Raw genomic sequence first — 26,794 nt, 5'->3', positions numbered from 1 at the left:
GAACGCGGAAAGAATCCCCGGAGGCTCAGCCGCACGTCCACCAATTCCCTCGAAAGGAAATACCGTGCTGTCGTTCACGTGGTCCGCCTTCGACCGAGGCCCGGTGGCCAGGGTCCTCGATCTGGCGATCATGTGCCAGGAATCCCAGGGCACATACGCGCTCACCGACGAACTGGGGGCTTTCGTACGCCTCATCCGCTCGTCCGACGAGGCCGAGTGGCTCTGCCCGGTCACCGCCGTCACCGCGCTCCTCGACCTCGCGGCCGAACACCTCTCGGCCCGGCCTGACGCCCCACTGCCCGAGGAATTCACGGCGAAACTCGGCCGCGCGGCCGCGGGAACGGACGGCCCCGCGTACCTGCGTCTGCTGGCCGAAACCATCCGGCTCGTCGAGCGGGAGGGCGTCACGGACCCCGGCGCCGCTCCCGGCTCCGCATGGGAATCAGAAGTTCGGTTCCGTGCGCTGCGGGGATTCCACGACAACTGGCTCTCGGACGGCGAGTACCCCACGCCCCGGGAAGCGATCCGTGCCGCGATCGACTCGGAGCACCCGTTCTGCGGGGAGTTCCTCGCTCCCGTCGTGGCGCAGGCCCAGTACGCCCTCGTACACGTACTGGAGTCGCACGACGCACAGTCCCCGATGGCCCGGACCATGCCCTGGGCCACCGCGGAAACACTCTCGGTCCTGCTGGACACCGTCAACGGCCACCTGCGGCACGACCACACCGCCTCCTGACCGTCGCCGTCCGCTGACCGCCCTCCACTCCACCTCGACAGACAGGCACGCGCCAGCCATGACCACCGCGCAACGGGCAGCGACCTATCCCGACCGCGAGACCGCCCAGTGGGCCACCCAGCAGACCGTCAACCGGAACGAGCAGGTCATCCACCGCTGGCTGGCCCTCTCCACCCGTGCGAGGCTGACCATCGAGGCGGCCTGGCCGAGCCGCCCGGACCCGGTGGGCCGCGTGCTGCTCCAGGCGATGATGCTGGCCGGGCGCGAGTCCGTCGAGGTCCGGGCCGCGCGCGTCATCCTGAAACGGGACGCCTCGAAGCCGCACGGATTCGTCGTGCACGCCACATTCCCCGTCTACCTCTGACCTCTCTCCGCGATCTCGTGTCCCCCTCACCCACGGAGCCGACCGCCGTGCCCATGAACCCCCTCGAACACGACCGCCGCTACGGCGAGTTGGACCAGGTCGTACGCGCCTACACGGGTCGCGTCGCCGACGACACCGAGGAGGAGCCGAGCGCCGCCCTGACCGCGTATCTGCGGCACACCTGGCACACCCGCCCCTGGGCTCTGGCGATCGCCGAACAGCAGCTGCGCGAGTACGCCCGCAACCCCCCGGGGCGGCTTCGGCAGCGTCTGGGCGAGTTCTACGAGATCCCCGACGTCGGCCTGCCCGAGGGCGCCGTCCAGAACTGGCTGCTTCTCCTCGCCGATCACATCAGGCGAAGCGTCGAGGGCGGCGAGGTGCCGGCTCCGGCCCACCCCTTCACCCATGGGGAGTGGCACGCCCGCTTCCCCGAACTCGCCCAGTTCCTCGGCGGATGGTTCTCGCAGGACATGCCGGACGAGTTCGACGACCACGACGCGGCCGTCGCCGACTACACCGGCAGCACCGATCCGCAGCTGGTGGCCCGCCTGGCCGGCGAGCTGCACGAGCTCCTCGCCCTGAATCTGGACGAGACCGGCTACGCCCTGGCCGTCGCCGAGCTGGGCATGGAGGTCGATCCTCCGGCGCCATACTCCCCCAGTGGCTGGCTGGCCCACGTCGCCGACCAGCTCACGGCGCCGCGCGCCGACCACGGGCCGCCGTCGGCGTAGGGAAAGCGTCCGAGGGGGAGCCGCGTGCGCGGTTCCCCCTCGATCGTCCCGCTACGCCCAGGTGATCAGCCGCTTCGGCTGTTCCAGGATCGCCGCCACGTCGGCGAGGACCTTGGAACCCAGCTCGCCGTCGACCAGGCGGTGGTCGAAGGAGAGCGCGAGCGTCGTCACCTGACGCGGCTTGACCTTGCCCTTGTGGACCCAGGGCTGGAGCTTGATCGCACCGATCGCGAGGATCGCCGACTCGCCGGGATTGAGGATCGGCGTGCCGGTGTCGACGCCGAAGACGCCGACGTTGGTGATCGTCACCGTGCCGCCCTGCATCGCGGCCGGTGAGGTCTTGCCCTCGCGGGCCGTCGCCACCAGCTCGCCCAGGGACTCGGCGAGCTGGGGGAGCGTCTTGGTGTGCGCGTCCTTGATGTTCGGGACGAGCAGACCACGGGGGGTGGCGGCGGCGATGCCCAGGTTCACGTAGTGCTTGAGGACGATCTCCTGGGCCGCCTCGTCCCAGGACGCGTTGACGTCCGGGTTGCGCTTGATCGCCACCAGCAGGGCCTTGGCGATGAGCAGCAGCGGGTTCACGCGGAGTCCCGCGAGCTCCTTGTCCTGCTTGAGCTCCTCGACGAGCCTCATCGTGCGGGTCACGTCGACCGTCACGAACTCGGTGACGTGCGGAGCGGTGAACGCCGAGCCGACCATCGCGGTGGCGGTGGCCTTGCGGACACCCTTCACCGGGACACGGGTCTCCCGCACCGCGTCGTACGTGGCGACCGGGGCGGGCGCCTGCACGCGGACGGCCGTGGCGGTCTCCTCGACGGACGTCTGCGGGGCCGGCACCGGTGCGGGCGCCACCGCCGCGTGGACGTCCTCGCGCGTGATGATGCCGTCCGGGCCGGACGGTGTGACCGTCGTCAGGTCGACCCCGAGGTCCTTGGCGAGCTTGCGGACCGGGGGCTTCGCCAGCGGGCGCGGCCTGCCGTGTCCGTTGAGCTCGCCCTGGACCGCGGTGGCCGCCCGGAACACCTCGGACGGTTGCGCGGGAACCTCGGTGCCCTTGCGGGGCCGGCGCTTGGTGGAGGACTCGGCCACCCCGTACCCGACGAGGACCGGCGTGCGGCCCTCGGGCTTGGGCTCCCCGGCGGGAGCCGCCTGGGACGGCGGGACCACGGGGACGGGCTCGGCGGCCGGGGCCGCCGCCGGCGACGCCTGCACGGGCGCCGCTCCTCCGGACACGTCCACCGCGATGATCACCTGGCCCACGTCCACCGTCGTCCCCTCGGGGAAGCGGAGTTCGCGCACCACGCCGTCGTACGGGATGGGCAGCTCGACCGCGGCCTTGGCGGTCTCGACCTCGCACACGACCTGGCCGTCGGTGACGGAGTCACCGGGCTGGACGTACCACTTGAGGATCTCCGCCTCGGTGAGTCCCTCGCCCACGTCGGGCATCTTGAACTCGCGGAGCCCCGACGCGTTCTCAGTCATCGTCGTCACGACCCTCTCCTCAGTACGCCAGCGAGCGGTCGACGGCGTCGAGCACCCGGTCCAGGCCCGGAAGGTACTCGTCCTCCAGGCGTGCCGGCGGATAGGGGGCGTGGTAGCCCCCGACCCGCAGGACGGGTGCCTCCAGGTGGTAGAAGCACCGCTCCGTGATGCGGGCGGCGATCTCCGCGCCCGTGCCCAGGAACACCGGGGCCTCGTGCACCACGACCAGGTGGCGGGTCTTCTCCACCGAGGTCTGGACGGAGTCGAAGTCGATGGGCGACATCGACCGCAGGTCCAGGACCTCGATCGACCTGCCCTCCTCCTGGGCGGCCGCCGCGGCCTCCAGGCAGACCTTCACCATCGGACCGTACGCGGCGAGCGTCAGGTCGCTGCCCTCACGGGCCACGACCGCCTTGTGCAGCGGGCCGGGGATGGCGTCGGTGTTGACCTCGCCCTTGTCCCAGTAGCGCCGCTTGGGCTCGAAGAAGATCACCGGGTCGTCGGTCTGGATGGCCTGCTGCATCATCCAGTAGGCGTCGCTCGCGTTCGACGGGGAGACCACCTTGAGGCCCGCGACGTGCGCGAAGAGCGCCTCGGGGGACTCGGAGTGGTGCTCCACGGCGCCGATGCCGCCGCCGTAGGGAATGCGGATGACGACGGGGAGCTTGATCTTGCCGAGCGCCCGCGCGTGCATCTTCGCGAGCTGCGTGACGATCTGGTCGTACGCCGGGAAGACGAAGCCGTCGAACTGGATCTCCACCACCGGGCGGTAGCCCCGCAGGGCGAGGCCGATCGCCGTGCCCACGATGCCCGACTCGGCGAGCGGGGTGTCGATGACCCGGTCCTCGCCGAAGTCCTTCTGCAGGCCGTCGGTGACCCGGAAGACACCGCCGAGCTTGCCGACGTCCTCACCCATGATCAGGACCTTGGGGTCGGCGTCGAGGGCCGTGCGCAGCGACTCGTTGATCGCCTTGGCCAGCGCCATCTTTTCCGCAGCCATCGCTACTTGCCCTCCCCTTCATCCGCGAACGACGCCTGGTAGGCGGCGAACTGGGCTCGCTCCTCGTCGACGAGCGCGTGCCCGTCCGCGTACACGTTCTCGAAGATCGCGAGGTGGTCGGGGTCCGGCATGGCCCGGACGACTTCGCGTACTCGTTTGCCCAACGTCTCGCTCTCGGCCTCGAGTTCCGCGAAGAATCCCTCGTCCGCGTGGTTTGAGGCCTCCAGATACGCGCGCAGGCGCAGGATCGGGTCCTTCGCCTCCCAGGACTCTCGCTCCTCGTCCGCCCGGTACTTGGTCGGGTCGTCGGAGGTGGTGTGCGCGCCCATGCGGTACGTGTACGCCTCGACGAGCGTCGGCCCCTCGCCGCGGCGGGCCCGCTCCAGGGCCCACTTGGTCACGGCCAGGCAGGCCAGGACGTCGTTGCCGTCGACGCGGACGCCCGGGAAGCCGTAGCCCTGCGCGCGCTGGTAGAGCGGGACGCGGGTCTGCTTCTCGGTGGGCTCGGAGATCGCCCACTGGTTGTTCTGGCAGAAGAACACGACGGGCGCGTTGTAGACCGCGGAGAAGGTGAACGATTCGGCGACGTCGCCCTGGCTGGAGGCGCCGTCCCCGAAGTACGCGATCACGGCCGAGTCCGCGCCGTCCTTGGCGATGCCCATGGCGTAGCCGGTGGCGTGCAGCGTCTGCGAGCCGATGACGATCGTGTACAGGTGGAAGTTGTTGCTGTTCGGGTCCCAGCCGCCGTTGTTCACACCCCGGAACATGCCGAGCAGGTTGGTCGGGTCGACCCCGCGGCACCAGGCGACGCCGTGCTCGCGGTAGGTCGGGAAGACGTAGTCGTCGTCACGGGTGGCACGGCCCGAACCGATCTGGGCGGCCTCCTGGCCGAGCATCGAGGCCCACAGACCCAGCTCGCCCTGGCGCTGCAGAGAAGTGGCCTCGGCGTCGAAGCGGCGGCTCAGCACCATGTCCCGGTACAGGCCGCGCAGCTCCTCGGGGGTGATGTCGGCGACGTACGGGTCGTACGTGGCGTCCGCGACCCGCTCGCCCTCGGGCGTCAGCAGCTGGACGAGTTCGGGGTCCGCGCCCGAAGTACCCGGTGACTTCTTGCCGGCCGCGCCGGTGCCCTTGCTCGCTGCGGTCCTGCTCGCGGCGGTCTTTGAACCGGCCGTACTGGCGCCGCTTTTCGCAGCGGTCGTACCGGCGCTGCGTCGCGGCTTGCGCGCGGCAGTGCTCTCCACGGTCACGTGTGCTCCTCCGTCGGTCCGGCCCCCGGGGTTGCCGGGTGGCTGGGTTCCCCCTCGCTCATTGAGAGCTCGAGGGAGCGGCTCGCCGTTCCAGTACCCGTGCACGGGGTGGGTGCCACTCGGCCGGAACAGGCGTGACAGGTGCCCCGGCGAGCGCCCTGCAACGGTCACGTTACCCAGTGCTCCACATTTCTGTGAAACCCCTCCTGACCTGCCTTTTTGCTTGGATTTCCAAGTACTTTTTAGTCGGATTTCCAAGTAGTTCGCGCGGGTCGGGAACAGTTGCTGGTCACAGCACTGGTCGCAGCCTTGCAGGGGGCCGGAACACCGGCACGTTATCCCGGCCACCCCGGGCACGGGAAGAGTGGACCTCCGCGGGGCCGGGGGTGGTGTGTGACACTTACTTTGTGCCCGAAAACGGAAAAATTACCGTATTTCTCGTCGATGACCACGAGGTGGTGCGGCGCGGGGTCCACGAGTTGCTCTCCGTGGAGGACGGCATCGAAGTGGTCGGCGAGGCCGGGACGGCAGCCGACGCGCTGGTACGGATTCCCGCCACACACCCGGACGTCGCGGTGCTCGACGTACGGCTCCCGGACGGCAGCGGTGTGGAGGTCTGCCGCGAGATCCGGTCCGGCAACGAGGCCATCAAATGCCTGATGCTGACCTCCTACGCCGATGACGAGGCACTTTTCGAAGCGATCATGGCGGGCGCGTCGGGTTATGTACTGAAGGCGATCCGCGGCGGCGAACTGCTGGCGGCCGTGCGCGATGTCGCGGCCGGGAAGTCCCTGCTCGACCCGGAGGCCACGGCCCGGGTCCTGGAGCGGCTGCGCGACGGCGGCCCCCGCGGCGACGACCGGCTCGCGCACCTCACCGAGCAGGAGCGCAGGATCCTCGACCTGATCGGCGAGGGGCTGACCAACCGCGCCATAGGCGAGCGGCTGCATCTCGCCGAGAAGACGATCAAGAACTATGTGTCGAGCCTGCTGTCCAAGCTGGGCATGGAGCGGCGTTCCCAGGCGGCCGCGTACGTGGCACGCATCCAGGCGGAGAAGCAGCGCCGCTGACGAATCCGGGCCGGCCTGGGTGGGGCCGGGGCCCGGGGTTCATTCGGGACCTATGGCCCCCTCTCCCGGGACGGGCGGCTCTTGCCCGGGCCTTCCGGGTGCCGAAGATTGGAAGGATGCCCACCGACGAACAGCTCGCCGTGGACCTGATGGGCCGCACCGATCACGGTCGGGTGGCCGCCAGTCGGCACGCGCTGCCCCTGCTCGCGGCGGCCCGCCACATCGTGGTGGAGGGGCGCGTGCTGTTGCGTATGCACCGGGGCTGCGGAAGCCACCAGGCCTGCGTCGGCGGCGTCATCGCGTACGGCACCGACAACCTGAGTTCCGCGCGGCCGGGCGAGAGCCTGTGGTCCGTGCAGATCGTGGGCCGGTGCGAGGCGGTCGAGCCGACCGCGGCGGAGCGGGAGCGTTTCGGCCCCGCCCCGCGGCTCGTGGACGGCGAACGGTTCGACCCGGTCTATCTGGGCGTCACCCCCCAGTTCTGCACCGTGCACTCCACGGACGATGGTCTGGAACGGCAGTTCCAGCACATCCTGTGACCATATCGTGATCAAACATGACTGTGTGTGACAAACGCAGGTCAGGGGCGTGTAGGGTGCCCTAGCATCTGGCGCGTGCCGCGCTCATCCGTACCCATTCCTGTGATTCACGCGCCCCCTCTGGGCGCCCTCCTCCGCCAGTACGCCGCCGGGTCCGCGCTGACCTGCGACCCCGTCGAACAGGGGCTGCTCAACCGCGGCTACCGGCTGCGCACCACACACGGCCGCTATTTCCTCAAGCACCATTTCGACCCCGAGACGGCCGACCCCGCCGCGATCGCCCGCCAGCACCGGGCGACCCAGCGTCTCGCGGATCTCGGCGTTCCCGTCGCCCCGCCGCTGGCCGGCACCGACGGGCGCACGGTCGCCGTCGTCGGGGGCCACGCGTACGCGCTGCATCCCTGGATCGACGGTGGGCACCGGCACGGCGGTCAGCTCACCACGGCGCAGTGCGCCCGGCTGGGGGCCCTCCTCGGGGTCGTCCACGCGAGTCTGGAACGGGTGATGGAGCGGGTGATGGCCACCCAGGGACGCTCCGCCGCGAAACCGCCCACCGACGCCGGGCCGTATCGGGCCCCGGAGGGGACGCCGGACGAGGCGGCCGGGACGCCGGAGGGGACGCCGGACAGGGGCCAGGAGGCGCCCGACGGGGCCCAGGTGACGCCGGAGGGCGCGGGGGACGCCGGTCCGACCGGGGACACCGGAAACGCCGGCGGCACCGGGAACACCGAGGCACGCGCCCATGAGGGCACCGACCCGGCCCGGGGTGCCGATCCCGCCGACACCTTCGCGCTCATCGACCGCCTGCTCGCCAGGGTGCGCAGCCACCGGCCGCCCGACGCCTTCGACGAACTGGCGCGGCACCGGCTCCTGGAACGGCGCGCCCTCCTGGAGAAGCACGCGGACCGGCGGCCTCCGCAGGGCGGTTCGGTGGGCTGGGTGCACGGCGACTTCCACCCGTTCAACCTGCTCTACCGCGACGGCGAACCGGCCGCGATCGTCGACTGGGACCGGCTGGGCGTCCACCCCCGCGCCGAGGAGGCCGTACGCGCCGCGATGATCTTCTTCGTGCGGCCCGTCGGCGCGCTCGACCTGGCCAAGGTGCGGGCCTACGCGCGCGCGTACCGGCGCGCGGCGGGTGCGGGGGCCGCCGAACTGGCGGCCGCCGTGCACCGCGTGTGGTGGGAACGTCTCAACGACTTCTGGATGCTGCGCTGGCACTACGAGCGCGGCGACACCCGTGCCGACCCCCAGTTCCCGGCGGCCTCGGCGCTGGCGGTGTGGTGGACACGGGAGTACGACGCGGTGTGCGAGGCGTTCACGGGCTGATCGTCGGCCTGGCGTACCACCGGGAACACCCCGGGAGACGGCCAGGACACCCCGCCAGGCCGCTCCGGCGGCCCGGAAACACCACGCGCGCGTGGCGCCCGTTTCCGGGCCTCACGCGCGCGTGGGGGGCGTTTCGGTCGGATCCCCTCAAGGATTCGCGGTGTTGCCCTGGGTGTCGCCACCGCCGTCTCCCGTGGGGTCCGGAGACGCCGGCGCATCGCTGCTCGGTTCGTTCGACGGTTCCGAGGGCGTCGACTTCGTCGGGGTGTCCGAAGGCTCGTCGGACGGCTCGTCCGAGGGCCGGCTGCTGTAGCTCTCGGAGGGGGTGTCCGACGGCGTGTAGTCCGAACCGGAGTCCGAGCCCGTGCCGTTGTCCGTGGAACTGTCCGTCGAGGTGTCGGTGGAGTCGTCGCTCGGGCTCTCGCTGGGCTCGTCGCCCTTGTCGGACCGCGTGACCGTGGGCGACTGGGTCGTACCGGTGCCGCCGCTGCCGCCGCCGCCACCGGTGTTGTTGAGCGCGAGCGCGACCCCCGCCGCGATCGCGATCACCGCGAGCACCGCGAGGATCCACAGCTTGCCGCGGCCGCCGCCCCCGTTGCCGTGCCCCTCGAAGCCGCCGTCGTCACCGCCGCCGTACGGCGGGATGATCGGCGCCGGGATCTGCGTCGTGCCGGAATCACCCGGGTGCGGCAGCGCGGTCGTGCCCGCGAAGCCCGCCGCCGGGGCGTTCAGCCCCTCGTGCACCGTGACCGGTCCGGTGTTCCAGGTGCCGGTGTGTCCGCCCTGGTCGTACAGCATCTGCAGGCCGTACTGGACGAGCCCGCGCATCTCCTCGGCGGTCTGGAACCGGTCGTCCGGCTCCTTCGCGAGCGAGCGCATGACCAGCCCGTCGAGCTCCGGCGGCGCCGCCGCCGCGACCTCGGACGGAGGCACCGGGATGTCCTGGACGTGCTGGTAGACCACCGACAGCGGCGTCTCACCGGTGAACGGGGGCCGCAGCGCGAGAAGTTCGTAGAGCAGGCAGCCGGTCGCGTACAGGTCCGAGCGGTGGTCGACGGCCTTGCCGAGCGCCTGCTCCGGGGAGAGGTACTGCGGCGTGCCCATGACCATGCCGGTCTGGGTCATCGTCGACTGCGCGCCGTGCAGGGCGCGCGCGATGCCGAAGTCCATCACCTTCACGGCACCGGTCTGCGTGATGATCACGTTCGCCGGCTTGATGTCGCGGTGCACGATGCCGTGCTGGTGCGAGTAGGCCAGCGCCTCCAGCACACCCGAGACGATGATCAGCGCCTGCTCGGGCCCCGGGGCCTCGGCGTTGATGAGCAGGTCACGGATGGTGCGGCCCTCGACCAACTCCATCACGATGTACGGGACGACCCCGTGCCCGACCACGTCCTCGCCGGAGTCGTACACGGCGACCACGGCGTGGTGGTTGAGTCCGGCCACCGACTGGGCCTCGCGCGTGAAGCGGGCCTTCGAGACCGGGTCCTCGGCCAGATCCGAGCGGAGCAGTTTGACCGCGACGGTGCGCCCGAGGCGCACGTCCTCGGCCGCGAACACCTCGGCCATGCCGCCCCGGCCTAGTCTGTGGGTCAGCCGATACCGGCCATCCCCCACAAGTCCGCCGTTACCCCACATCTCCGGCGCATCTGACATACCGCCGCCAGTCGCCTCGGGGTCGGACGGGCCCTGAGCGCGCTGCTGCTGTGCCATCAGTCCTCGCCGTCGTTTCTGCCCGCGGTCTGCGCGGTGGTTGTTACGGTCTCCGTCGAGCCACGCTACAGGCTCGGCGCGGGGTGCCGGTCCGAGATGGAATCGAGATGGACCGGCCATCCAACCCGCCCCGGGTGCCCGCGCGCAAATCCTGTGTACCGCCCGCACGGCACCTGTAACGCTTCCGCGACGCTTCTTTCGCGTACGGTCACGGAACGGGCACCGAGCTTGACGTGTCACCGCCCTCGGGCAGACTTGGCCGGGAATCAGCCAATCGATCACCGGAACACGGGTGATCACAGTCGATCGATTCGATCACAGTCAATCGATCACGGACCGCGGGAGCAACCAGCCGACGCTGCCGCCGTGCCGATGGGGGACGCAGAACATGAGCCAGGACGGCGCACAGGGCCGGTACGCGGGGCGCGCGGTCGCCGGCGGCCGCTACCAGCTGCGCGATCTGCTCGGCGAGGGCGGCATGGCTTCGGTGCATCTCGCGTACGACTCGGTGCTCGACCGCCAGGTGGCGATCAAGACACTGCACACGGAGCTCGGCCGTGAGCAGGCCTTCCGCGAGCGTTTCCGCCGCGAGGCCCAGTCGGTGGCCAAGCTCACGCACACGAACATCGTCTCGGTCTTCGACACCGGCGAGGACAACCTCGACGGCATGACGACGCCGTACATCGTCATGGAGTACATCGAGGGCAAGCCGCTCGGCTCGGTCCTCGACGCGGACATCCGGCAGTACGGCGCCATGCCCGCCGACAAGGCCCTGAAGATCACCGCGGACGTGCTGGCCGCCCTGGAGATCAGCCACGAGATGGGTCTGGTCCACCGGGACATCAAGCCGGGCAACGTGATGATGACGAAGCGCAACGTCGTCAAGGTGATGGACTTCGGCATCGCCCGCGCCATGCAGTCCGGGGTCACCTCGATGACCCAGACCGGCATGGTCGTCGGCACCCCGCAGTACCTCTCTCCCGAGCAGGCGCTCGGCAGGGGCGTGGACGCCCGGTCGGACCTGTACTCGGTCGGCATCATGCTGTTCCAACTGGTCACCGGACGGCTGCCGTTCGAGGCGGACTCGCCGCTGGCCATCGCGTACGCGCACGTCCAGGAGGAGCCGGTCGCGCCCTCCTCGGTCAACCGCTCGCTGCCGCCGGCCGTGGACGCGCTGATCGCCCGTGCGCTGAAGAAGAACCCGAACGAGCGCTTCCCGAGCGCCGAGGCGATGCGCGACGAGTGCCTGCGCGTGGCCCAGTCGCTCCATGCCGCCCCGCCGAGCATCGTGCCGGGTGCCAGGACGTCGAGCGGCGCGGGCGTGGGCTCCGCCGTCTTCCCGCCGGTCGACCAGTCGATGCCGACGCCGGGTCCCGTGCAGACGCCGTACCAGCCGGGCCCCTACGGCGCGCCGACCCCGCCGCCCGCGGCCTCCCCGGCGTACGGCTATCCCCAGCAGGGGGGCTATCAGCCGGCCCCGCAGACCACGCCGTACGGCCCGCAGCACGGTGTGCCGACCCCGCCGCCGTACAACCTCGCGCCCCAGCACGTGACGTCCGCCTCGGGCGGTCCGGGGGGCCGCAGGAGCAACAAGGGGGTCGTCATCGGATCGATCGTCGTCGCGATCGTCGCGATCGGCGGTCTGATCACCGCCCTCTCGATGAACGGCGGCGGCAGTGACGACAAGGGCGGTGGCGGCGGTGCGAGCACGTCGCCGTCCGTGGTGGCGGGCCACCGGGGTCCGGAGACGTCGAAGACGATCGACACGGAGAAGTGCACGGATCCGCAGGAGTCGTACGACGACCCGGACAAGATCCAGGTTCCCGACTTCACCTACCGGTACATCAAGTCGGTCAAGTCCTGTTTCCAGGCCGCGGGCTGGCAGATGAACGAAACCCCCGTCGACGAGAACACGTACGGCGAGGGCACGGTCATGGAGCAGTTCCCCACCGCCGGAACGGACGTCGACCCGAAGGACATGCCGGAGATCGAGCTGAAGGTCTCGACCGGCGACCCGTCCTGAACCGTCGGTGACGGCCGGTCCCCGACGACCGGGGACGTCTGCCACCGGCCCCCGACGACCGGAAGACACAGCGGGCCCGGCACTTTCGTGCCGGGCCCGCTGTGTCCGTGCCGTCGAGCGGGCCGGTGCACCGGCCGCGGACCCGGGGGGAGACGCGATACGCGCGGCGGGCCGCCGCGCCGACCCGGGCCGCTTCCCCGCCCGCGACGCCGCCGGGACCTACCGGTAACCGGGACCTACAGGTAAGGGCCGCCCGAGCGGCCGCCCGTGCGCGGATCCTCGTCGCCGTCCAAGCCGCCGACGCCCGGCGGAAGGGCGCGGCGCATCTGCTCCAGCTGTGCCCTGGCCGCCATCTGCTGCGCGAACAGGGTCGTCTGGATTCCGTGGAAGAGACCCTCGAGCCAGCCCACCAGCTGCGCCTGCGCGATCCGCAGCTCGGCGTCGCTGGGAGTCGCGTCGTGGGTGAAGGGCAGCGAGAGCCGCTCCAGCTCCTCGACCAGTTCGGGTGCCAGGCCGTCCTCCAGCTCCTTCACGGAGCTGGCGTGGATCTCCTTGAGCCGGACCCGGCTCGCCTCGTCCAGGGGCGCGGCGCGCACCTCTTCGAGAAGTTGCTTGATCATGCTCCCGATGCGCATGACCTTGGCTGGCTGTTCGACCATCTCTGTCACCGGGACCTCGCGGGAGTCCTCGTCACCGGTGCCACCGAGAGCCATTCCGTCCTGGCCCACGACCAGGATCTGGGGGTCCTCCGGCGACCTTTCGTTCCTCGGCATCTCCATGCCGCCATTGTCTCGCACCACTCCACCTCATCACGGTGGCGCCCCCCACACAGAGTGATCCACTCGCCCGGTCACCGTCGAGATGCCGGGAAGAGGGCGTCATGTGAGGCTTGCCCCAATGATCATGGGACTCCTCTACCGGGAGGGGGTCACCGGCGTGACTCCATGGCTCAGCTCATCCCGCGGGCCGATATTGCTGCTGATACTGGCGACCGCCATGGCATACCCGTTCTGGGCCGCCTCGTACGCGGCCGCGTCGTCCGCCCCACCGTCCGCGTCACCGGCCACCTCGCCGCCCGCTTCACCGGCCAGGTCGTCCTCTGCTTCACCGGCCACGTCATCCTCCGCGGAACCGTCCCGGCGGCCGTCCGCGGAGCCGTCCCGCCGGCCGTCCGCGTCACCGAGCCGTCGGCCCTCCGCGTCACCGGCCCGCCGGCCCTCCGCGTCGCGCTCGCCGGCCGCGCGACCGCCCCGCCCGCCATCCGTCCCGGCCGCCGCTTCGGTCTCCGGATCGACCCCCGGATCGGCCCCCGCCGACGCCCCGTCCGTTCCGGAGGCCGCCGGACCCACCCCAGCCGTGGAGGACTCCCGCGCGGGAAGCGAGGCGGGAGAGGGCCGTGCGCGGCCGGGGCGCGAGGAGAGAAACCAGGGTGAGGGCGCATACGACGAGGACTCCGCGCCGACGTACACGGACCGGGACCCCCTCCAGGAGAGCCCCGGCTCCGACGTCACCACCGGGCCGCCGCCGAACGCGGCCGTACCCGTCGAGCAGCACGTCGTCCGCCCGGCCGCGCCGGCGCGGCCGACGCTGCGGATCCTGCCGCTGGGCGGCGGCCTGATCCTCATCGGCCTGGGCCTGGGGATGGCCTTCCTCGCCCTGCGCCTGCGGCGTGGCTGAGCGGGCCGCCCAGCCACGCCACCCGCCCACCGCCACGCCGACCGTCGCCGGCCCGCACAGGGGACGCCGGAGGCCGCCATGGGCACACGTCAGGGAGCGACGAGCAGCACCTTGCCGATGTGACCGCTCTCCTCCAGGATCCGGTGCGCCGCCGCGGCCTCGCTCATCGGCAGCTCACGGTCGACCACCGGGCGCACGTGACCGGACTCGATCAGCGGCCACACGTGCTCGCGTACGGCCGCGACGATCGCCGCCTTCTCGCCGAGCGGGCGGGCACGCAGCGAGGTCGCGCTGACGGCGCCCCGCTTGGTGAGGAGCGCGCCGATGTTCAGCTCGCCCTTGGCACCGCCCTGCAGGCCGATGATCGCGAGCCGTCCGTTGACGGCGAGGGCCTGCACGTTGCGGTCGAGGTACTTGGCGCCCATGTTGTCGAGGATGACGTCGGCACCCGTACCGCCCGTGGCCCGCTCGATCTCCTCGACGAAGTCCTGCTCGCGGTAGTTGATGAGGATGTCCGCGCCGAGCTCGGCGCAGAAGTCGAGTTTCTCCTTGGTGCCCGCCGTGACGGCGACCTTCGCGCCCACGGCCTTGGCGAGCTGGATCCCCATGGTGCCGATGCCGCTGGAGCCGCCGTGCAGGAGCAGGGTCTCGCCCGGACGCAGGTGGGAGATCATGAAGACGTTCGACCAGACGGTGCAGGCCACCTCGGGCAGCGCCGCCGCCTGCTTGAGGTCCAGGCCCTCGGGCACGGGCAGCAGCTGTCCGGCCGGGACGACGACCTTCTCGGCGTACCCACCGCCCGCGAGCAGCGCGCACACCTCGTCACCGACGGCCCAGCCCGAGACACCGGGCCCCATCTCGACGATGCGTCCCGCGCATTCGAGACCGGGGTAGGGGGACGCTCCGGGCGGCGGGTTGTAGAAGCCCTGCCGCTGCATCAGGTCGGCACGGTTGACCGCGCTCGCCACCACCTCGACAAGGACTTCGCCGTCGCCGGGCACGGGGTCCGGGACCTCGGCCCACACCAGCGCCTCGGGCCCACCAGGTTCAGGAATCGTGATCGCGTACATGAGGGCGACGCTACTCCTGCGGGAGGGAACGGGTGCCCGGCGCCACCGGTGGACGCGGAGCGGCCCGCACGATGGTGATGAGCCGGTCGGTCGGCTGGAGCGTCCCGACGGCCGGATCGGCGTATCCCAGCACCCGATGTCCCCGTACGACGCTCACCACCAGGTCGTCGGTCTCGCGCACGCCCTTGCCCACCTCGGCCCTCATGACCGGGCGTTCGACGATGCCGAGCCCGCTGCCCTGCTGGATGAGGTCCTCCATGACCAGGCCCGCGCTGGGGCTGAGCACGGAGAGTCCGAGGAGCCGTCCCGCCGCGCTGGCGCTGGTGATGACGGCGTCGGCGCCTGACTGCCGCACCAGCGGCGCGTTCTCCTCCTCCCGCACCGCGGCGACGATCTTCGCCTCGCGGTTGAGCTGCCGGGCGGTCAGCGTGACCAGCACGGCCGTGTCGTCGCGCTGGGTCGCGACGATGATCTGCCGTGCCTTCTGGACCTCGGCCCGCACCAGCACGTCGCTGCGGGTCGCGTCCCCGACGACCCCCGCGTATCCGTCCGCCTTCGCCGCGTCGACCGCCTCGGAGTTCGGGTCGACGACCACGACCAGTTCCTTCCTCAGTCCCTTCGCGCAGACGGTCTGCACCGCCGACCGCCCCTTGGTCCCGAAGCCGACAACAACCGTGTGGTCCCTCAAGACCCGCCCCTCCAGCAGTCTTCCGAACGCACCCTACGAACCGGGCAACGGTGACGACGCTACTGCCAACGGGGACGACGCCACTGCCGACAGGACGGTCGGCCCGCGTGCCGAGGGCGTTCGTCCGGGACCATGGTCACCGTGCCGACCGACTGGATCACCGCCGCAGGGGGCAAGCCATGAGCCACGAGAAGCAGCCCCTCCCCAGACCCGAGAAGTTCTCGATCCTCCGGTCCCTCTGGTACCGGTCGCGGGGCGAAGCCCTGGAGGACGCCGAAGCCGCGCGCGCCATCACCATGCCTGCCGAGAGGACACTGCCACCGCTCCAGCAGGTCCTGCGGCGACTGGCCATGGCGCTGTTGGTACTGGCCGTCACGACACTTCTGGTCTGGGTCGACCGTGACGGCTACAACGACAACGCGGACGGCACTGTCGACTTCCTGGACGCCGCGTACTACGCGACCGTCACCCTCTCGACCACCGGATACGGCGACATCACTCCGGTGAGCGACGCCGCCCGGCTCACCAACATCCTCGTCATCACGCCGCTGCGCGTGCTGTTCCTGATCATCCTGGTCGGCACCACGCTCGAGGTCCTCACGGAACGCACCCGCCAACAGGTGCGCGTCCACCGGTGGCGTTCGCGGATGCGGGATCACGTCGTGGTCGTCGGATACGGCACCAAGGGGCGGCACGCCGTCGAGTCGCTGCTGGGCCAGGGCACGGCGAAGGACCACATCGTCGTCGTCGATCCACAGCGCAAGGCGGTCGAGGCCGCCGGCAGCGACGGGCTCGTGGCCGTGCTCGGCGACGCGACCCGCACCGACACCCTTCGCAAGGCCGAGTTGCAGACGGCCGCGCGCGTCATCGTCGCCCCGCAGCGCGACGACACCGCGGCACTGGTCACGCTCACCGCGCGCCAGCTCAACAAGCGGGCCACTCTCGTCGTCGCGGTCCGGGAGGACGAGAACGTCCCCCTGCTCAGACAGAGCGGCGCGGACACCGTGGTCACGAGTTCCAGCTCGGCCGGCCGTCTCCTCGGCGTGTCCGTGGCCAGCCCGCACGCGGCCGACACCCTGGAGGACCTGATGACCCACGGCAGCGGACTCGATCTCGTCGAACGTGCGGTGACCAAGGACGAGGTGGGCCGGTCTCCCCGCGAGTGCTCCGATCTCGTCGTCGCCGTCGTGCGGCGCAAGAGGGTGCTGGACCACACCGACCCGGAGGCCGCGGCCCTTCAGTTCGGCGACCGGGTGATCAGCATCAGGCAGAGCCTTCCGCGCAGTTGACCCGGCGACGCGCGCTGACGACACACCAGGCACCCATCTCCGCGCCGATATGCGGGGAGTTCCGCTTTTGCACCCGTCCGGTCCCCCGACATCACACGTTGGACATGCCCGACATGACAGTCAATGCAGCCATTAGTACGTTCAACGCAGGTCGGCTGTCCGGCCGACGTCTCCGAGGCAGAGAGAAGTCCCATGCCCACGCGTACTTTCGCCGTGGCCGCCGCCGTAGGCGCAGCGGCCTTCGCCACCACCGGCATCACCTACGCCTCGCCCGCCGAGTCCACGCAGGCCGCCCCGTCCGTCCAGCGGGCGGTCTCGTCCGTCAAGAAGGCGGCGCCGTCCGCCAAGAAGGCCATCCCCGCCACGCCTCCCCTCGATGGCGGCACCGTGAGCAGGAACAAGGGCGAGGGCGGCGACCGCGGGGGGCGCGACCACGAGGGCCGCGGGGGCCGCGACCACGAGGGACCCGGGTACATCTACTTCAACGAGCGGACGTACTCCGGCTCCATCGAGGGCTGCATCGCCGCGGCCAGCGGGCTGGGCGCCAACAGCTTCAGCATCTACAACGACAGCAGGAGGACCGTCGAGGTCTACCGCGGGTTCAACTGCAACGGCGGCTCCCCGGTCGCCACCGTCGGCCCCCATGGCGCCACGAACGGCGTCGTGACCAGTCCCGTCAACGGAGACGCGTTCGGGACCGACGCACTGATCGCCGGTGCCATGTTCGGTGACGACGGCGTCGTGGGCAGCTTCCGGGTGGTCCACGACGACGAGTGGTGACAGGCCGCCGCTTCAGCCGCCGCCCCACCCGGACGACCGGAGCACGGTCCGGACGTTTCACGTGAAACACGCCCCGATCCCCCTCACCGCCCGGCGCATGAGCCGACGCCGGCCGACGCCCTGACTCATGTCGAGCAGGTACCGACGCCGGGCGACGCCCTGACTCATGTCGAGCAGGTACCGACGCCGGCCAACGCCCAGGGCAGATCAAGGAGTTCCAGCTCCTGACCCGGGCGGGCGCCACCGGGCGGAACGACCGCGAGAGCGTCGGCGGCGGCGATGCCGCGCAGCATGGCCGGACCGTTGTAGCGCAGCGGAACCGCCTGGTCCCCGTGCAAGGTGACGGGGATGAGACGGGTGTCGTACGGGTGCCCGTGCACCCCGTCCCTGACGGGCAGTGTGTACGGCTCCGGCGCCACCCGCCCCGCCAGGTTCCGCAGCAGCGGCTCGGCGAGTGTGAGCAGCCCGGAGATGGCCGCCAGAGGGTTGCCGGGCAGGCCGACGAGATGCTGGTTCTCCTTGGTGCGGGCCAGCAGCATGGGATGGCCCGGGCGCACCTCGACGCCGTCCACGAGGAGAGTGGCGCCGATACGGCTCAGGGTCGGGTGGACGTGGTCGACGGGACCCGCGGCGGTGCCGCCGGTCGTGACGATCACGTCGGCGGCGGAGCCGGTGATCGCCTTGTACAGGGCTTTGGCATCGTCGCCCAGTCTGCGTACGGCAACGACGTCGGCGCCGAGCGCGCGCAGCCAGGGCGGCAGCATCGGGCCGAGCGCGTCCCGGATCAGTCCCTCCCGGGGGAGTCCCTCGGTGAGCAACTCGTCACCGAGGACCAGGACTTCGACGCGTGCGCGGGGGATGACGGCGAGGGTGTCGTATCCGGCGGCCGCGGCGAGGCCCAGCACGGCGGGAGTGACCAGGGCGCCGGTGGGCAGAAGCCCGTCGCCGCTGCGGCATTCCTGGCCGCGCGGCCGGATGTCCTGTCCGTGCACGACCGTGGGCGTTCCGCCGGCCCGCCCGGAGCCGAGGCCTTCGGGGAGGGTCGCGTGCAGCCGCCCCTTGTCGTCGATGCGTCCGTGTTCGCTGCGCAGGACGGCGGTGGCGTCCCGCGGGACGCGTGCTCCGGTGGCGATCCGCACCGCCTCGCCGTCGGTGAGGGGCTCCGGCTTCGCGTGGCCCGCGAGGACGCCCTCGTCGCGGACGTCCCAGGGGCCGGGACCGGCGACCGCCCAGCCGTCCATCGCGGAGGTGTCGAAGGAGGGCAGGTCCGTGAGCGCGGTGAGCGGCGCCGCGGTCACCAGGCCCAGGGCGGCGTCCAGCGGGACGGAGACGGGAGCACGGTGCGGCAGTGAACGGGCGGCCCGCTCGGCGGTGGTGCGGGCGCCGGGCCAGGGGGTGGCCTTGCGCTCTCCGCCGTGCCCGGTCCGCACGGCGTGCGAGGGGGGCACGGCCTCGGGCACGGGTGTGCCGGTCGCGGCGTCGCCGTGGCCCGCCGAGCGTCGGGGGTCCTTGACCAAGGCCAGGGCCTCCTCCACGTCGAATTCGTCGGCGTCCCGGCCGACGCGGGCGCCCGGCGAGGTCATCAGGCGTCCGGGGCGGCGTCGGAGCCGGGTCCGGTGCCGGAACCCGTGGGGGTGTGAGAGCCGGGTGTGGCGCCGGATCCTGCTCCGGGTTCGGCGCCGGGAGTGTCCCCGGGGGTGTCCTCGTCGGCCCAGCGCAGCGCCAGCGCCGCGGCTTTGCGGGCGGCCTCGGCCACGGCCTCGGGGCCTCCCCCGGCCCGCGCGGCCGCGTATCCCACGAGGAACGTGGTCAGCGGTGCCGCCGGCCGCGCCACTCCGTGCGCGGCGTCGCGGGCCAGGTCGAGCAGAACGCCGGTGTCGACGTCCAGGTCGATGCCCAGCTCGTCCTTGACTGCGGAAATCCATTCATCCAACACGTGCCCATGCTCCCTGATACGTGCCCGGGCGGCGGCGATGTCGTCCCAGGTGTCGCAGTCGAAGGACGCGACGGGGTCGGAGATGCGGGTGAGATCCAGCGCGGCGGTGAGCCGTCGCAGCGGCAGACCGGTGAGTCCGCCGTGCGCCGAGTCGAGCGCGGCCAGTTCCCGGCGCAGCGCCCCCGCCCGGTACGCGGCCACGAGCGGCTGGTCGCGGCCGTCGGGGTCGCTGAGCAGAACGCCGTCGGGGCGCCCCGGGCCACGCGGGGCGTGGCTCCCCCGGAGCGCGTCCAGCAGTCGGCGTACCGTCCCCTCGTCCAGGAACGGCAGGTCGGCGGAGAGCACCACGACGTCCTCCGCCGACGTGCGGCGCAGCCCGGCGTCGAGGGCGGCCAGCGGCCCCCCGCCGGGTGGCTCCTCGTGGGCCCACCGCACGGGACGCACGGTGGTTCTGGGCTCGGCCACGACCACCGTGGTGGTGGCCGCCGCACAGGCGGCGAGGACCCGGTCGAGCAGGGGGCGCCCGCCCACCCGCACACCGGGTTTGTCCGCGCCGCCCAGCCGCCGGGCGGCACCGCCGGCGAGCACGACGGCGTCGTACGGGGCGGTGGGGCCGGGGGCGCCCGGTGGCTCGTACGCGGTCATTCCCCGAGTATGCGGGCCGCGGCGATCACAGGGAACGCAGAAGCACCGCCGGCTGTTCGACACAGTCCGCCACGTACCGCAGGAAGCCGCCCGCCGTGCCGCCGTCGCACACCCGGTGGTCGAAGGTGAGCGAGAGCTGGACGACCTGCCGCACCGCCAGCTCGCCCTGGTGCACCCAGGGTTTGGCGACGATCCGGCCGACACCGAGCATGGCCGCCTCGGGGTGGTTGATGATCGGCGTGGAGCCGTCGACGCCGAACACCCCGTAGTTGTTCAGCGTGAAGGTGCCGCCCGTGAGGTCGCCGGGGGTCAGGGTCCCGGTCCGTGCGGCCTCGGTCAGCCGGGCGAACTCGGCGCTCAGCGACTGCGCGTCGCGGGTGTGCGCGTCCCGGACGACGGGGACGACGAGGCCGCGTTCGGTCTGTGCCGCGAAGCCGAGGTGGACGTGCCCGAGCCGGACGATCTCGCGGGCTTCCATGTCGACGGTCGAGTTGAGCTCCGGATGGCGGGCCAGCGCGGCCGTGCAGATCCTGGCCAGCAGCGCGAGCAGGGAGATCTTCGGACCGCCGGCGGCGTTCATCGCCGCGCGGGCGGCGAGGAGTTCGGTCGCGTCGGCGTCCACCCAGCAGGTCGCGTCGGGGATCTCGTGCCGGCTGCGGGAGAGCTTGTCGGCGACGGCGCCCCGGATGCCGCGCAGGGGAACACGGGTGTCGGCCCCGGGCGTGGCGGTGGGAGTGGAGGCGGTTTCGGGTGGGCGGGGGACCGCGAGGGTCTCCGCCCGCAGGACGGTGCCGTCGGCCGAGCGCAGCGCGTGCTCCACGTCCGCCCGCAGGATCAGTCCGTCGGGGCCGGAGCCCGTCAGTTGCCTCAGGTCCAGGCCGTTCTCCCGGGCGATCCTGCGGACCAGCGGGGAGATGACGGGAACGGGACCGGTCGTCCGTGTCCCCGCGTTCCCGAGTCCCCGCGCGCCCGTCAGCCCGCGCGCGTCCGTGCGCTCCGGCACGGCCGTACGTCCCGGGGCCGCCGTGTCCACGCCGGCCACCCGGCCCGTTCCGAGTGGTCCGGACGTACCGTCCACTCCCTGGGCGGCGGCCGGGGAGCCGCCGTTCGACACGGCTCCGTCGGCGGGCCGGACGGGCGCGACCGGGCTGGTCCGCACCCTCTTGCGACGCGCCGGAGGCGCTCCCGTGCCGTAGCCCACGAGCACGTTGCCGGACCCTTCGTCCGCACCGCCGGACGCCGGCGCGTCGCCGCCGACCGCGACCGTCAGCAGGGGGGAGCCGACCGGCAGCTCCGTGCCCTCCTCGCCGAAGCGGGCCGTGACCACGCCCCCGTAGGGACACGGGACCTCGACCATCGCCTTGGCGGTCTCCACCTCCACGACGGGCTGGTCGACGGCGACGACGTCACCGACCTCGACGAGCCAGCGGACGATCTCCGCCTCGGTGAGGCCCTCGCCGAGGTCGGGAAGCTTGAACTCCAGCACCTGGGCCATCAGTTGTCCGCCTCCCACTGGAGACGCGCCACGGCGTCCAGGATCCGGTCGACGCCGGGCAGATGGTGCCGCTCCAGCATCGGCGGCGGATACGGGATGTCGAACCCGGCCACGCGCAGCACCGGCGCCTCGAGGTGGTGGAAACAGCGCTCGCTCACCCGGGCCGCTATCTCCCCGCCGGGACCGCCGTAGCCGCCCGACTCGTGCACGACGACCGCGCGGCCGGTCCGCCGCACCGACGCCGCCACCGTCTCGTCGTCGAAGGGGACGAGGGAGCGCAGATCGACGACCTCGAGGTCCCAGCCCTCGGCCCGCGCGGCCTCGGCCGCCTCCAGGCAGACGGGCACGGACGGCCCGTAGGTGATGAGCGTGGCGCTGCTGCCCGGCCGGCGCACCACCGCGCGGCCTATGGGCTCCACGGACTGCGGCTCGTCGGGGTTCCAGGAGTCCTTCGACCAGTACAGCCGCTTGGGCTCCAGGAAGACGACCGGGTCGTCGGAGGCGATGGAGGCGCGCAGCAGCCCGTAGGCGTCGGCGACCGTCGCGGGCGTGACGACATGGAGCCCCGGAGTCGCCATGTAGTACGCCTCGGAGGAGTCGCTGTGGTGCTCCACGCCGCCGATGCCGCCGCCGTACGGCACACGGATGGTCAGCGGCAGCGGCATGGCGCCGCGGGTGCGGTTGCGCATCCGCGCCACGTGCGAGATCAGCTGCTCGAAGGCCGGGTAGGCGAAGGCGTCGAACTGCATCTCCACGACCGGCCGCAGCCCGTACATCGCCATGCCGACGGCCGTGCCGAGGATGCCCGCCTCGGCGAGCGGGGTGTCCGTGCAGCGGTCCTCGCCGAACTCCTTGGCGAGCCCGTCGGTGACGCGGAAGACGCCGCCGAGGGTGCCGACGTCCTCGCCCATGACGTGGACGCTCGGATCGGCGGCCATGGCGTCGCGCAGCGCGCGGGTGAGGGCCTGCGCCATGGTGGCGGGTTTGAGGGCGACGGTGGTCATCGGCCGCTGCCTTCCGACTCGGATCCGGCGGCGGAGTCCGGCTCGGCCTCGGCCGCCAGCTCCGCACGCAACTGCGCTTCCTGTTCGCGCAGTTGCGGTGTGGGCTCGGCATACACATGGGCGAACAGATCCATGGGGTCGAGCACCGGGTCCTGGTTCATCCGGGCACGCAGGTCCGCGGCCATCGCCTCGGCGGCCTCACGGGCGGCCTGGATGCCCTCCTCGTCGAGGAGACCACGCGCGGTCAGCTCCTGCTCCAGGAGCACGATCGGGTCGTGCGCGCGCCAGGTCTCGACCTCGGAGTCACCGCGGTAGCGGGTCGCGTCGTCGGCGTTCGTATGGGCCTCGATGCGGTACGTCACGGCCTCGACGAGCGTCGGACCGCCGCCGGCGCGCGCGTGGCGCACGGCGTCGCTCAGGACCTCGTGCACGGCCGCCGCGTCGTTCCCGTCGACCAGGCGCCCGGGCATTCCGTAGCCGACGGCCTTGTGGGCCAGCGAAGGAGCCGCGGTCTGCTTGTCGAGCGGGACGGAGATGGCGAAGCCGTTGTTCTGGACGAGGAAGACGACCGGGACCTGCCACACGGCGGCGAAGTTCAGCGCCTCGTGGAAGTCGCCCTCGCTGGTGCCGCCGTCGCCCACCAGGGCGAGCGCGACCACGTCGTCGCCCTTGAGACGGGCGGCGTGCGCGAGGCCCACCGCGTGCGGAAGCTGGGTGGCGAGCGGGGTGCACAGCGGAGCGATGCGGTGCTCACGGGGGTCGTACCCGGTGTGCCAGTCGCCGCGCAGGAGGGTCAGGGCCTGGACGGGGTCGAGGCCGCGGGCGACGGCGGCGAGGGTGTCGCGGTAGCTGGGGAAGAGCCAGTCGCGTTCCTCCAGGACGAGCGCGGCGGCGACCTCACAGGCCTCCTGGCCCGTGCTGGAGGGGTAGACCGCGAGGCGGCCCTGCTTGGTGAGAGCCGTGGCCTGCGTGTTGTAGCGGCGGCCTCGCACCAGCTCCGTGTACAGACGGCGCAGCAGATCCGGGTCGACCTGTGCGGCCGTTTCGGTGCCGAGGACGCGATGGGGCAGCGCGTCGGGCAGCAGCGGCGCGGGGTCGGTGCGGGGCTGCCAGGCGGGCGGCGGCGTGGGCCGGTAAGCACCTCGCTGCTCCATGACCGTCATGACGGCACCTCCTCGTGGGAGCGGCTCGGGACGCATCACGGGTGTGGTGCGCCTCACCTACCGATTGTTCGGTCGTCGGCACATTTTGGCTACAGGCACCGGCAGGCTGTGGACAAACGGTTCTGCACAGCCTGAGATGGACGCAGTACGTCCATGGTAGGGAGGCGGGGGGACATGGCACCTGAACAAATGGCCGAGCCGCCGGAGGCCGGCGCCGTCGCGCCGCCCGCCCGTCCGCTCGACGCGATCGACCAGGACATCCTGCAGATGCTCCAGGCGGACGGCCGCGCCTCCATACGTTCCGTGGCCGAACGGGTCCACGTGTCACGGGCGAACGCCTACGCGCGGATCAACCGCCTCATCGAGGACGGCGTGATCCGCGGCTTCGGGGCGCGCGTCGACCACGAACGCGCGGGACAGGGCACCTCGGCGTACATCACCCTCAAGATCGTGCAGAACTCCTGGCGCACGGTGCGCGAGCAGCTGCGGGTCCTTCCCGGGGCGTCCCACATCGCACTGGTGGGCGGTGACTTCGACGTGCTTCTGCTGGTCCACACGCCTGACAACAGGGCGCTGCGCGAGCTGGTCCTCACCCGGCTCCAGGCGATCCCGGAGGTACTCAGCACGCGGACGCTGCTGGTGTTCGAGGAGGAGGACCTGGAACCGGAGGGCTGAGATCAGCTCTCGGCCCTGAGTCCCCCGAAGACCACCTGTACGACCGCGTCGGCCACCTCACGCTCGACCGTGCCCCGCCCGTCCGGCCGGTACCACTCCACGATCGAGTTGATCATCCCGAAGACGAGCCGGGTCGCGAGCCGGACCTCCACGTCGCTGCGCACGTCCCCCTCGGCCGCCGCGTCCTTCAGCAGCTCGGCCACCCGGTGGTCGAAGTCACGGCGCCGCTCCAGGGCCCACCGCTCGGTGCCCGTGTTGCCGCGCACGCGCAGCAGCAGGGTCACGTACGGCAGCTCGGCGGTGAGCACCTCGACCATCCGCCGTACGACGTACTCCAGGCGCTCCACGGCGCGCCCCACGCACGCGTGCTCCTCGTCGAGGATCTCGAAGAGGCCGTCGAGGGCGCGGCTGACGGCGCGGCGCAGCAGCTCCTCCTTGCCGGCGACATGGTGGTAGATCGACGACTTGGAGATGCCGGCAGCCTTGGAGAGGTGCTCCATGGAGGTGCCGTCGTAGCCGCGCTCGTTGAAGACCTGGACGGCGACGGAGAGCAGGGTCTCCGGGGTGTACGTGTCGCGCTTGGCGGTGGTCATGAGGTGCCCTCCCGCTTCTCGGTGGCGTGCCCGTGGCGGTACAGGGCGAGGGAGGGGGCGTAGCGGCCGGAGGGCTCGCGCAGGTGCAGCTCCTCCAGGAGGTCGTGCGCCCAGGTCCTGCCGAGCCTGCGGCACCACTCGAAGGGCCCCAGAGGGTAGTTGACGCCCAGGCGCATCGCGGTGTCGACGTCCTCCTCGGTGGCCACTCCCTTCGCGACCGCGTCGTGCGCCAGGTCGACGATGCGGGCCACGGTCCGGGCGACGATCATGCCGGGGGCGTCCCCGATGACGCTGACGTCCTTGCCCAGCGCCTGGAACAGGCCGATGGCCTCCGCGACCGTCTGGGGCGCGGTGTCCTGCGACGCGGACAGGGCGACGCGGGTGGCCGCGCGGTAGTCCAGCGCCAGGTCGAAGTAGACGACGTCGCGGAACTCGATCGAGGTCTGGCCGTCGGCGAGGACCAGCTGGCCGCCGCTGGGCAGCAGCAGGCGGGTGCCGTGGTCCTCCTCGTCCTCGCGGACCTGGATGCCCGCCTCGCGGATCAGGGCGACCAGCTCGGAGGCCGGTCCCAGGTCGCCCTCGACGACGACGTGGGCGGGCGGCTGCGCCTTCTCGGCGGTGTGCGGCTCGGGGCGTTCGGCGTCGTCCCCGTAGTCGTACCAGCCGTGCCCGGTCTTGCGGCCGTGCCGTCCGGACTCGACGAGCCGCCGCTGCGCGAGCGACGGGGTGAAGCGCAGGTCCTGGAAGAAGGCCTGCCACACGGAGTGCGTGACGGACTCGTTGACGTCCTGGCCGATCAGGTCGGTGAGCTCGAAGGCGCCCATCCTGAAGCCGCCGGACTCGCGCAGGACCGCGTCGATGGTGGCGGGATCGGCGGCCTGCGACTCGTACACCGCGAAGGCCTCGGCGTAGAAGGGCCGCGCGATGCGGTTGACGATGAAGCCGGGGGTGTCGGCGCAGGCGACCGGGGTCTTCCCCCAGGCGCGTGCCGTCTCGTACGCGCGCGTGGCCGACGAGAAGTCGGTCGCGTACCCGGAGACGACCTCCACGAGGGGCAGCAGCGGCGCGGGGTTGAAGAAGTGCAGTCCGACCAGGCGGCCGGGGTTGCTCAGGGCGCCACCGATGGCGGTGACGGACAGGGACGAGGTGTTGGTGGCGAGCAGGCAGTCGTCCTCGACGATGTCCTCGAGATCGCGGAACAGCTTTTGTTTGACGTCGAGTTGTTCGAGGACGGCCTCGACGACGAGCGCGCAGTCCGCCAGCTCGTCGAGGCTCCGCGCGGGGCGCAGCCGCCCGCGCGCGGCGTCCCGGTCGGCGTCGCTGAACCGGCCCTTGTCGACCAGCCGGTCGAGGCGGGCGCAGATCGCTTCGGCCGCCGCGTCGGCCCGGCCCGCGAGGGTGTCGTAGAGCCGCACGGGGTGGCCCGCGACCAGCGCGACCTGGGCGATGCCCTGGCCCATGGTGCCGGTGCCGACGACGGCCACGGGGCTGTTGAGGTCGAGTGCTGTCATGCTCGCGATCCTCCCGCACGGGGGTTTCCAC

The 26,794-nt window shown here is 71.8% G+C and carries 25 protein-coding genes and 1 pseudogene; 11 read left to right on the top strand and 15 right to left on the bottom strand.

What is annotated here, in order from left to right:
• Positions 1 to 64 precede the first annotated feature (64 nt).
• Genes OHB41_RS24695 through OHB41_RS24685 form a run of 3 tightly spaced genes read left to right on the top strand, consistent with a single transcriptional unit; the run spans position 65 to position 1,831 of the window.
• Positions 65 to 736 (top strand): hypothetical protein, encoded by a 672-nt coding sequence (locus tag OHB41_RS24695; RefSeq protein WP_266700369.1) that lies wholly within the window; start codon positions 65 to 67, stop codon positions 734 to 736.
• 58 nt (positions 737 to 794) lie between these two features.
• On the top strand, positions 795 to 1,100 hold the full coding sequence (locus OHB41_RS24690; protein ID WP_266700368.1) for an RNase A-like domain-containing protein: 306 nt from the start codon (positions 795 to 797) through the stop codon (positions 1,098 to 1,100).
• A gap of 47 nt (positions 1,101 to 1,147) precedes the next feature.
• Positions 1,148 to 1,831, top strand: a complete 684-nt coding sequence (locus OHB41_RS24685) for a contact-dependent growth inhibition system immunity protein (RefSeq protein ID WP_266700367.1) — start codon at positions 1,148 to 1,150, stop codon at positions 1,829 to 1,831.
• A 51-nt stretch (positions 1,832 to 1,882) separates the two neighbouring features.
• Here OHB41_RS24685 and OHB41_RS24680 read toward each other — a convergent pair whose 3' ends face one another.
• From OHB41_RS24680 to pdhA (OHB41_RS24670), 3 genes are read right to left on the bottom strand one after another with little or no spacing between them, the layout of a single operon-like run.
• The gene (locus OHB41_RS24680; RefSeq protein WP_266700366.1) at positions 1,883 to 3,322 is read right to left on the bottom strand and encodes a dihydrolipoamide acetyltransferase family protein; all 1,440 of its coding nucleotides are present in this window, start codon (positions 3,320 to 3,322) and stop codon (positions 1,883 to 1,885) included.
• A 10-nt stretch (positions 3,323 to 3,332) separates the two neighbouring features.
• Positions 3,333 to 4,313, bottom strand: a complete 981-nt coding sequence (locus tag OHB41_RS24675) for an alpha-ketoacid dehydrogenase subunit beta (RefSeq protein WP_266700365.1) — start codon at positions 4,311 to 4,313, stop codon at positions 3,333 to 3,335.
• A 2-nt stretch (positions 4,314 to 4,315) separates the two neighbouring features.
• A complete protein-coding gene (gene pdhA, locus OHB41_RS24670) occupies positions 4,316 to 5,563 on the bottom strand; it encodes a pyruvate dehydrogenase (acetyl-transferring) E1 component subunit alpha (protein ID WP_266700364.1) in 1,248 nt (415 codons plus the stop codon).
• Positions 5,564 to 5,970: 407 nt separating this feature from the next.
• Between pdhA (OHB41_RS24670) and OHB41_RS24665 the strand changes: the two genes are divergently transcribed.
• The 3 genes from OHB41_RS24665 to OHB41_RS24655 all read left to right on the top strand — a co-directional run bounded on the left by OHB41_RS24665 (position 5,971) and on the right by OHB41_RS24655 (position 8,501).
• Entirely contained in the window at positions 5,971 to 6,633 is a 663-nt protein-coding gene (locus tag OHB41_RS24665; protein WP_266700363.1) for a response regulator, read from the top strand.
• A gap of 116 nt (positions 6,634 to 6,749) precedes the next feature.
• A complete protein-coding gene (locus tag OHB41_RS24660) occupies positions 6,750 to 7,172 on the top strand; it encodes a pyridoxamine 5'-phosphate oxidase family protein (RefSeq protein WP_266700362.1) in 423 nt (140 codons plus the stop codon).
• Between the two features lie 102 nt (positions 7,173 to 7,274).
• Positions 7,275 to 8,501 (top strand): phosphotransferase, encoded by a 1,227-nt coding sequence (locus tag OHB41_RS24655; protein WP_526025058.1) that lies wholly within the window; start codon positions 7,275 to 7,277, stop codon positions 8,499 to 8,501.
• A gap of 147 nt (positions 8,502 to 8,648) precedes the next feature.
• Here the strand turns inward: OHB41_RS24655 and OHB41_RS24650 are convergent, their stop codons facing one another.
• Positions 8,649 to 10,214, bottom strand: a complete 1,566-nt coding sequence (locus OHB41_RS24650) for a protein kinase domain-containing protein (RefSeq protein ID WP_266700360.1) — start codon at positions 10,212 to 10,214, stop codon at positions 8,649 to 8,651.
• Between the two features lie 388 nt (positions 10,215 to 10,602).
• Here OHB41_RS24650 and OHB41_RS24645 point away from each other — a divergent pair, with 388 nt between their 5' ends.
• The gene (locus OHB41_RS24645; protein ID WP_266700359.1) at positions 10,603 to 12,237 is read left to right on the top strand and encodes a protein kinase domain-containing protein; all 1,635 of its coding nucleotides are present in this window, start codon (positions 10,603 to 10,605) and stop codon (positions 12,235 to 12,237) included.
• Between the two features lie 236 nt (positions 12,238 to 12,473).
• Here OHB41_RS24645 and OHB41_RS24640 read toward each other — a convergent pair whose 3' ends face one another.
• Both OHB41_RS24640 and OHB41_RS24635 read right to left on the bottom strand, forming a co-directional pair.
• The gene (locus OHB41_RS24640) at positions 12,474 to 13,016 is read right to left on the bottom strand and encodes a bacterial proteasome activator family protein (protein ID WP_266700358.1); all 543 of its coding nucleotides are present in this window, start codon (positions 13,014 to 13,016) and stop codon (positions 12,474 to 12,476) included.
• Positions 13,017 to 13,151: 135 nt separating this feature from the next.
• Positions 13,152 to 13,352 carry a hypothetical protein gene (locus tag OHB41_RS24635; RefSeq protein ID WP_266700357.1) on the bottom strand — a complete coding sequence of 67 codons (201 nt, stop codon included), beginning with the start codon at positions 13,350 to 13,352 and terminating at the stop codon, positions 13,152 to 13,154.
• A 241-nt stretch (positions 13,353 to 13,593) separates the two neighbouring features.
• On the opposite strand from OHB41_RS24635, the gene OHB41_RS24630 reads away from it, so the two are divergent.
• Positions 13,594 to 13,914 (top strand): hypothetical protein, encoded by a 321-nt coding sequence (locus tag OHB41_RS24630; RefSeq protein ID WP_266700356.1) that lies wholly within the window; start codon positions 13,594 to 13,596, stop codon positions 13,912 to 13,914.
• A gap of 89 nt (positions 13,915 to 14,003) precedes the next feature.
• On the opposite strand, the gene OHB41_RS24625 is transcribed toward OHB41_RS24630, so the two are convergent.
• The gene (locus tag OHB41_RS24625; protein WP_266700355.1) at positions 14,004 to 14,984 is read right to left on the bottom strand and encodes an NAD(P)H-quinone oxidoreductase; all 981 of its coding nucleotides are present in this window, start codon (positions 14,982 to 14,984) and stop codon (positions 14,004 to 14,006) included.
• A 10-nt stretch (positions 14,985 to 14,994) separates the two neighbouring features.
• Positions 14,995 to 15,672 (bottom strand): annotated as a pseudogene (locus OHB41_RS24620) (potassium channel family protein); the annotation flags it as partial.
• A 179-nt stretch (positions 15,673 to 15,851) separates the two neighbouring features.
• Between OHB41_RS24620 and OHB41_RS24615 the strand changes: the two are divergent.
• Entirely contained in the window at positions 15,852 to 16,961 is a 1,110-nt protein-coding gene (locus tag OHB41_RS24615; protein WP_266700354.1) for a potassium channel family protein, read from the top strand.
• Between the two features lie 192 nt (positions 16,962 to 17,153).
• Positions 17,154 to 17,741 carry a hypothetical protein gene (locus OHB41_RS24610; protein WP_266700353.1) on the top strand — a complete coding sequence of 196 codons (588 nt, stop codon included), beginning with the start codon at positions 17,154 to 17,156 and terminating at the stop codon, positions 17,739 to 17,741.
• Positions 17,742 to 17,905: 164 nt separating this feature from the next.
• Here the strand turns inward: OHB41_RS24610 and OHB41_RS24605 are convergent, their stop codons facing one another.
• From OHB41_RS24605 to pdhA (OHB41_RS24585), 5 genes are read right to left on the bottom strand one after another with little or no spacing between them, the layout of a single operon-like run.
• Positions 17,906 to 19,324 (bottom strand): molybdopterin molybdotransferase MoeA, encoded by a 1,419-nt coding sequence (locus tag OHB41_RS24605; RefSeq protein ID WP_266700352.1) that lies wholly within the window; start codon positions 19,322 to 19,324, stop codon positions 17,906 to 17,908.
• On the bottom strand, positions 19,324 to 20,322 hold the full coding sequence (gene mobA, locus OHB41_RS24600) for an NTP transferase domain-containing protein (protein WP_266700351.1): 999 nt from the start codon (positions 20,320 to 20,322) through the stop codon (positions 19,324 to 19,326). The genes OHB41_RS24605 and mobA overlap by 1 nt, the downstream gene beginning before the upstream one ends.
• A 25-nt stretch (positions 20,323 to 20,347) precedes the next feature.
• Entirely contained in the window at positions 20,348 to 21,817 is a 1,470-nt protein-coding gene (locus OHB41_RS24595) for a dihydrolipoamide acetyltransferase family protein (protein WP_266700350.1), read from the bottom strand.
• The gene (locus OHB41_RS24590) at positions 21,817 to 22,821 is read right to left on the bottom strand and encodes an alpha-ketoacid dehydrogenase subunit beta (protein ID WP_266700349.1); all 1,005 of its coding nucleotides are present in this window, start codon (positions 22,819 to 22,821) and stop codon (positions 21,817 to 21,819) included. Before OHB41_RS24590 ends, OHB41_RS24595 begins: the two co-directional genes overlap by 1 nt.
• Positions 22,818 to 23,984: a pyruvate dehydrogenase (acetyl-transferring) E1 component subunit alpha gene (gene pdhA, locus OHB41_RS24585; protein ID WP_266700348.1), complete on the bottom strand. Its 1,167-nt coding sequence runs from the start codon at positions 23,982 to 23,984 to the stop codon at positions 22,818 to 22,820. The genes OHB41_RS24590 and pdhA (OHB41_RS24585) overlap by 4 nt, the downstream gene beginning before the upstream one ends.
• Positions 23,985 to 24,158: 174 nt before the next feature.
• Here pdhA (OHB41_RS24585) and OHB41_RS24580 point away from each other — a divergent pair, with 174 nt between their 5' ends.
• Complete coding sequence (locus OHB41_RS24580) at positions 24,159 to 24,659, top strand: Lrp/AsnC family transcriptional regulator (RefSeq protein ID WP_385086152.1); 501 nt, start codon at positions 24,159 to 24,161, stop codon at positions 24,657 to 24,659.
• A 2-nt stretch (positions 24,660 to 24,661) separates the two neighbouring features.
• Here OHB41_RS24580 and OHB41_RS24575 read toward each other — a convergent pair whose 3' ends face one another.
• Both OHB41_RS24575 and OHB41_RS24570 read right to left on the bottom strand, forming a co-directional pair.
• Positions 24,662 to 25,252, bottom strand: coding sequence for a TetR/AcrR family transcriptional regulator (locus tag OHB41_RS24575; RefSeq protein WP_266700347.1), 591 nt, complete (start codon positions 25,250 to 25,252; stop codon positions 24,662 to 24,664).
• Positions 25,249 to 26,763 carry a 3-hydroxyacyl-CoA dehydrogenase gene (locus OHB41_RS24570; protein WP_266700346.1) on the bottom strand — a complete coding sequence of 505 codons (1,515 nt, stop codon included), beginning with the start codon at positions 26,761 to 26,763 and terminating at the stop codon, positions 25,249 to 25,251. Before OHB41_RS24570 ends, OHB41_RS24575 begins: the two co-directional genes overlap by 4 nt.
• Positions 26,764 to 26,794: the final 31 nt, after the last annotated feature.

Source organism: Streptomyces sp. NBC_01571, assembly GCF_026339875.1.
Taxonomy (GTDB): Bacteria; Actinomycetota; Actinomycetes; order Streptomycetales; family Streptomycetaceae; genus Streptomyces.
Note: the sequence above shows the minus strand (reverse complement) of the source record. Positions and strands in the feature narration are given on the sequence as shown.

Bases quoted from the DNA above. Each gene is read 5' to 3' on its own strand.
- OHB41_RS24690 (WP_266700368.1), top strand. From the start codon at position 795: ATGACCACCGCGCAACGGGCAGCGACCTATCCCGACCGCGAGACCGCC.
- OHB41_RS24590 (WP_266700349.1), bottom strand. From the start codon at position 22,821: ATGACCACCGTCGCCCTCAAACCCGCCACCATGGCGCAGGCCCTCACC.
- OHB41_RS24675 (WP_266700365.1), bottom strand. From the start codon at position 4,313: ATGGCTGCGGAAAAGATGGCGCTGGCCAAGGCGATCAACGAGTCGCTG.
- OHB41_RS24570 (WP_266700346.1), bottom strand. From the start codon at position 26,763: ATGACAGCACTCGACCTCAACAGCCCCGTGGCCGTCGTCGGCACCGGC.
- OHB41_RS24650 (WP_266700360.1), bottom strand. From the start codon at position 10,214: ATGGCACAGCAGCAGCGCGCTCAGGGCCCGTCCGACCCCGAGGCGACT.
- OHB41_RS24580 (WP_385086152.1), top strand. From the start codon at position 24,159: ATGGCACCTGAACAAATGGCCGAGCCGCCGGAGGCCGGCGCCGTCGCG.
- OHB41_RS24595 (WP_266700350.1), bottom strand. From the start codon at position 21,817: ATGGCCCAGGTGCTGGAGTTCAAGCTTCCCGACCTCGGCGAGGGCCTC.
- OHB41_RS24575 (WP_266700347.1), bottom strand. From the start codon at position 25,252: ATGACCACCGCCAAGCGCGACACGTACACCCCGGAGACCCTGCTCTCC.
- OHB41_RS24610 (WP_266700353.1), top strand. From the start codon at position 17,154: ATGCCCACGCGTACTTTCGCCGTGGCCGCCGCCGTAGGCGCAGCGGCC.
- OHB41_RS24660 (WP_266700362.1), top strand. From the start codon at position 6,750: ATGCCCACCGACGAACAGCTCGCCGTGGACCTGATGGGCCGCACCGAT.
- mobA (WP_266700351.1), bottom strand. From the start codon at position 20,322: ATGACCGCGTACGAGCCACCGGGCGCCCCCGGCCCCACCGCCCCGTAC.
- pdhA (WP_266700348.1), bottom strand. From the start codon at position 23,984: ATGACGGTCATGGAGCAGCGAGGTGCTTACCGGCCCACGCCGCCGCCC.
- OHB41_RS24615 (WP_266700354.1), top strand. From the start codon at position 15,852: ATGAGCCACGAGAAGCAGCCCCTCCCCAGACCCGAGAAGTTCTCGATC.
- OHB41_RS24640 (WP_266700358.1), bottom strand. From the start codon at position 13,016: ATGGAGATGCCGAGGAACGAAAGGTCGCCGGAGGACCCCCAGATCCTG.
- OHB41_RS24605 (WP_266700352.1), bottom strand. From the start codon at position 19,324: ATGACCTCGCCGGGCGCCCGCGTCGGCCGGGACGCCGACGAATTCGAC.
- OHB41_RS24645 (WP_266700359.1), top strand. From the start codon at position 10,603: ATGAGCCAGGACGGCGCACAGGGCCGGTACGCGGGGCGCGCGGTCGCC.
- OHB41_RS24625 (WP_266700355.1), bottom strand. From the start codon at position 14,984: ATGTACGCGATCACGATTCCTGAACCTGGTGGGCCCGAGGCGCTGGTG.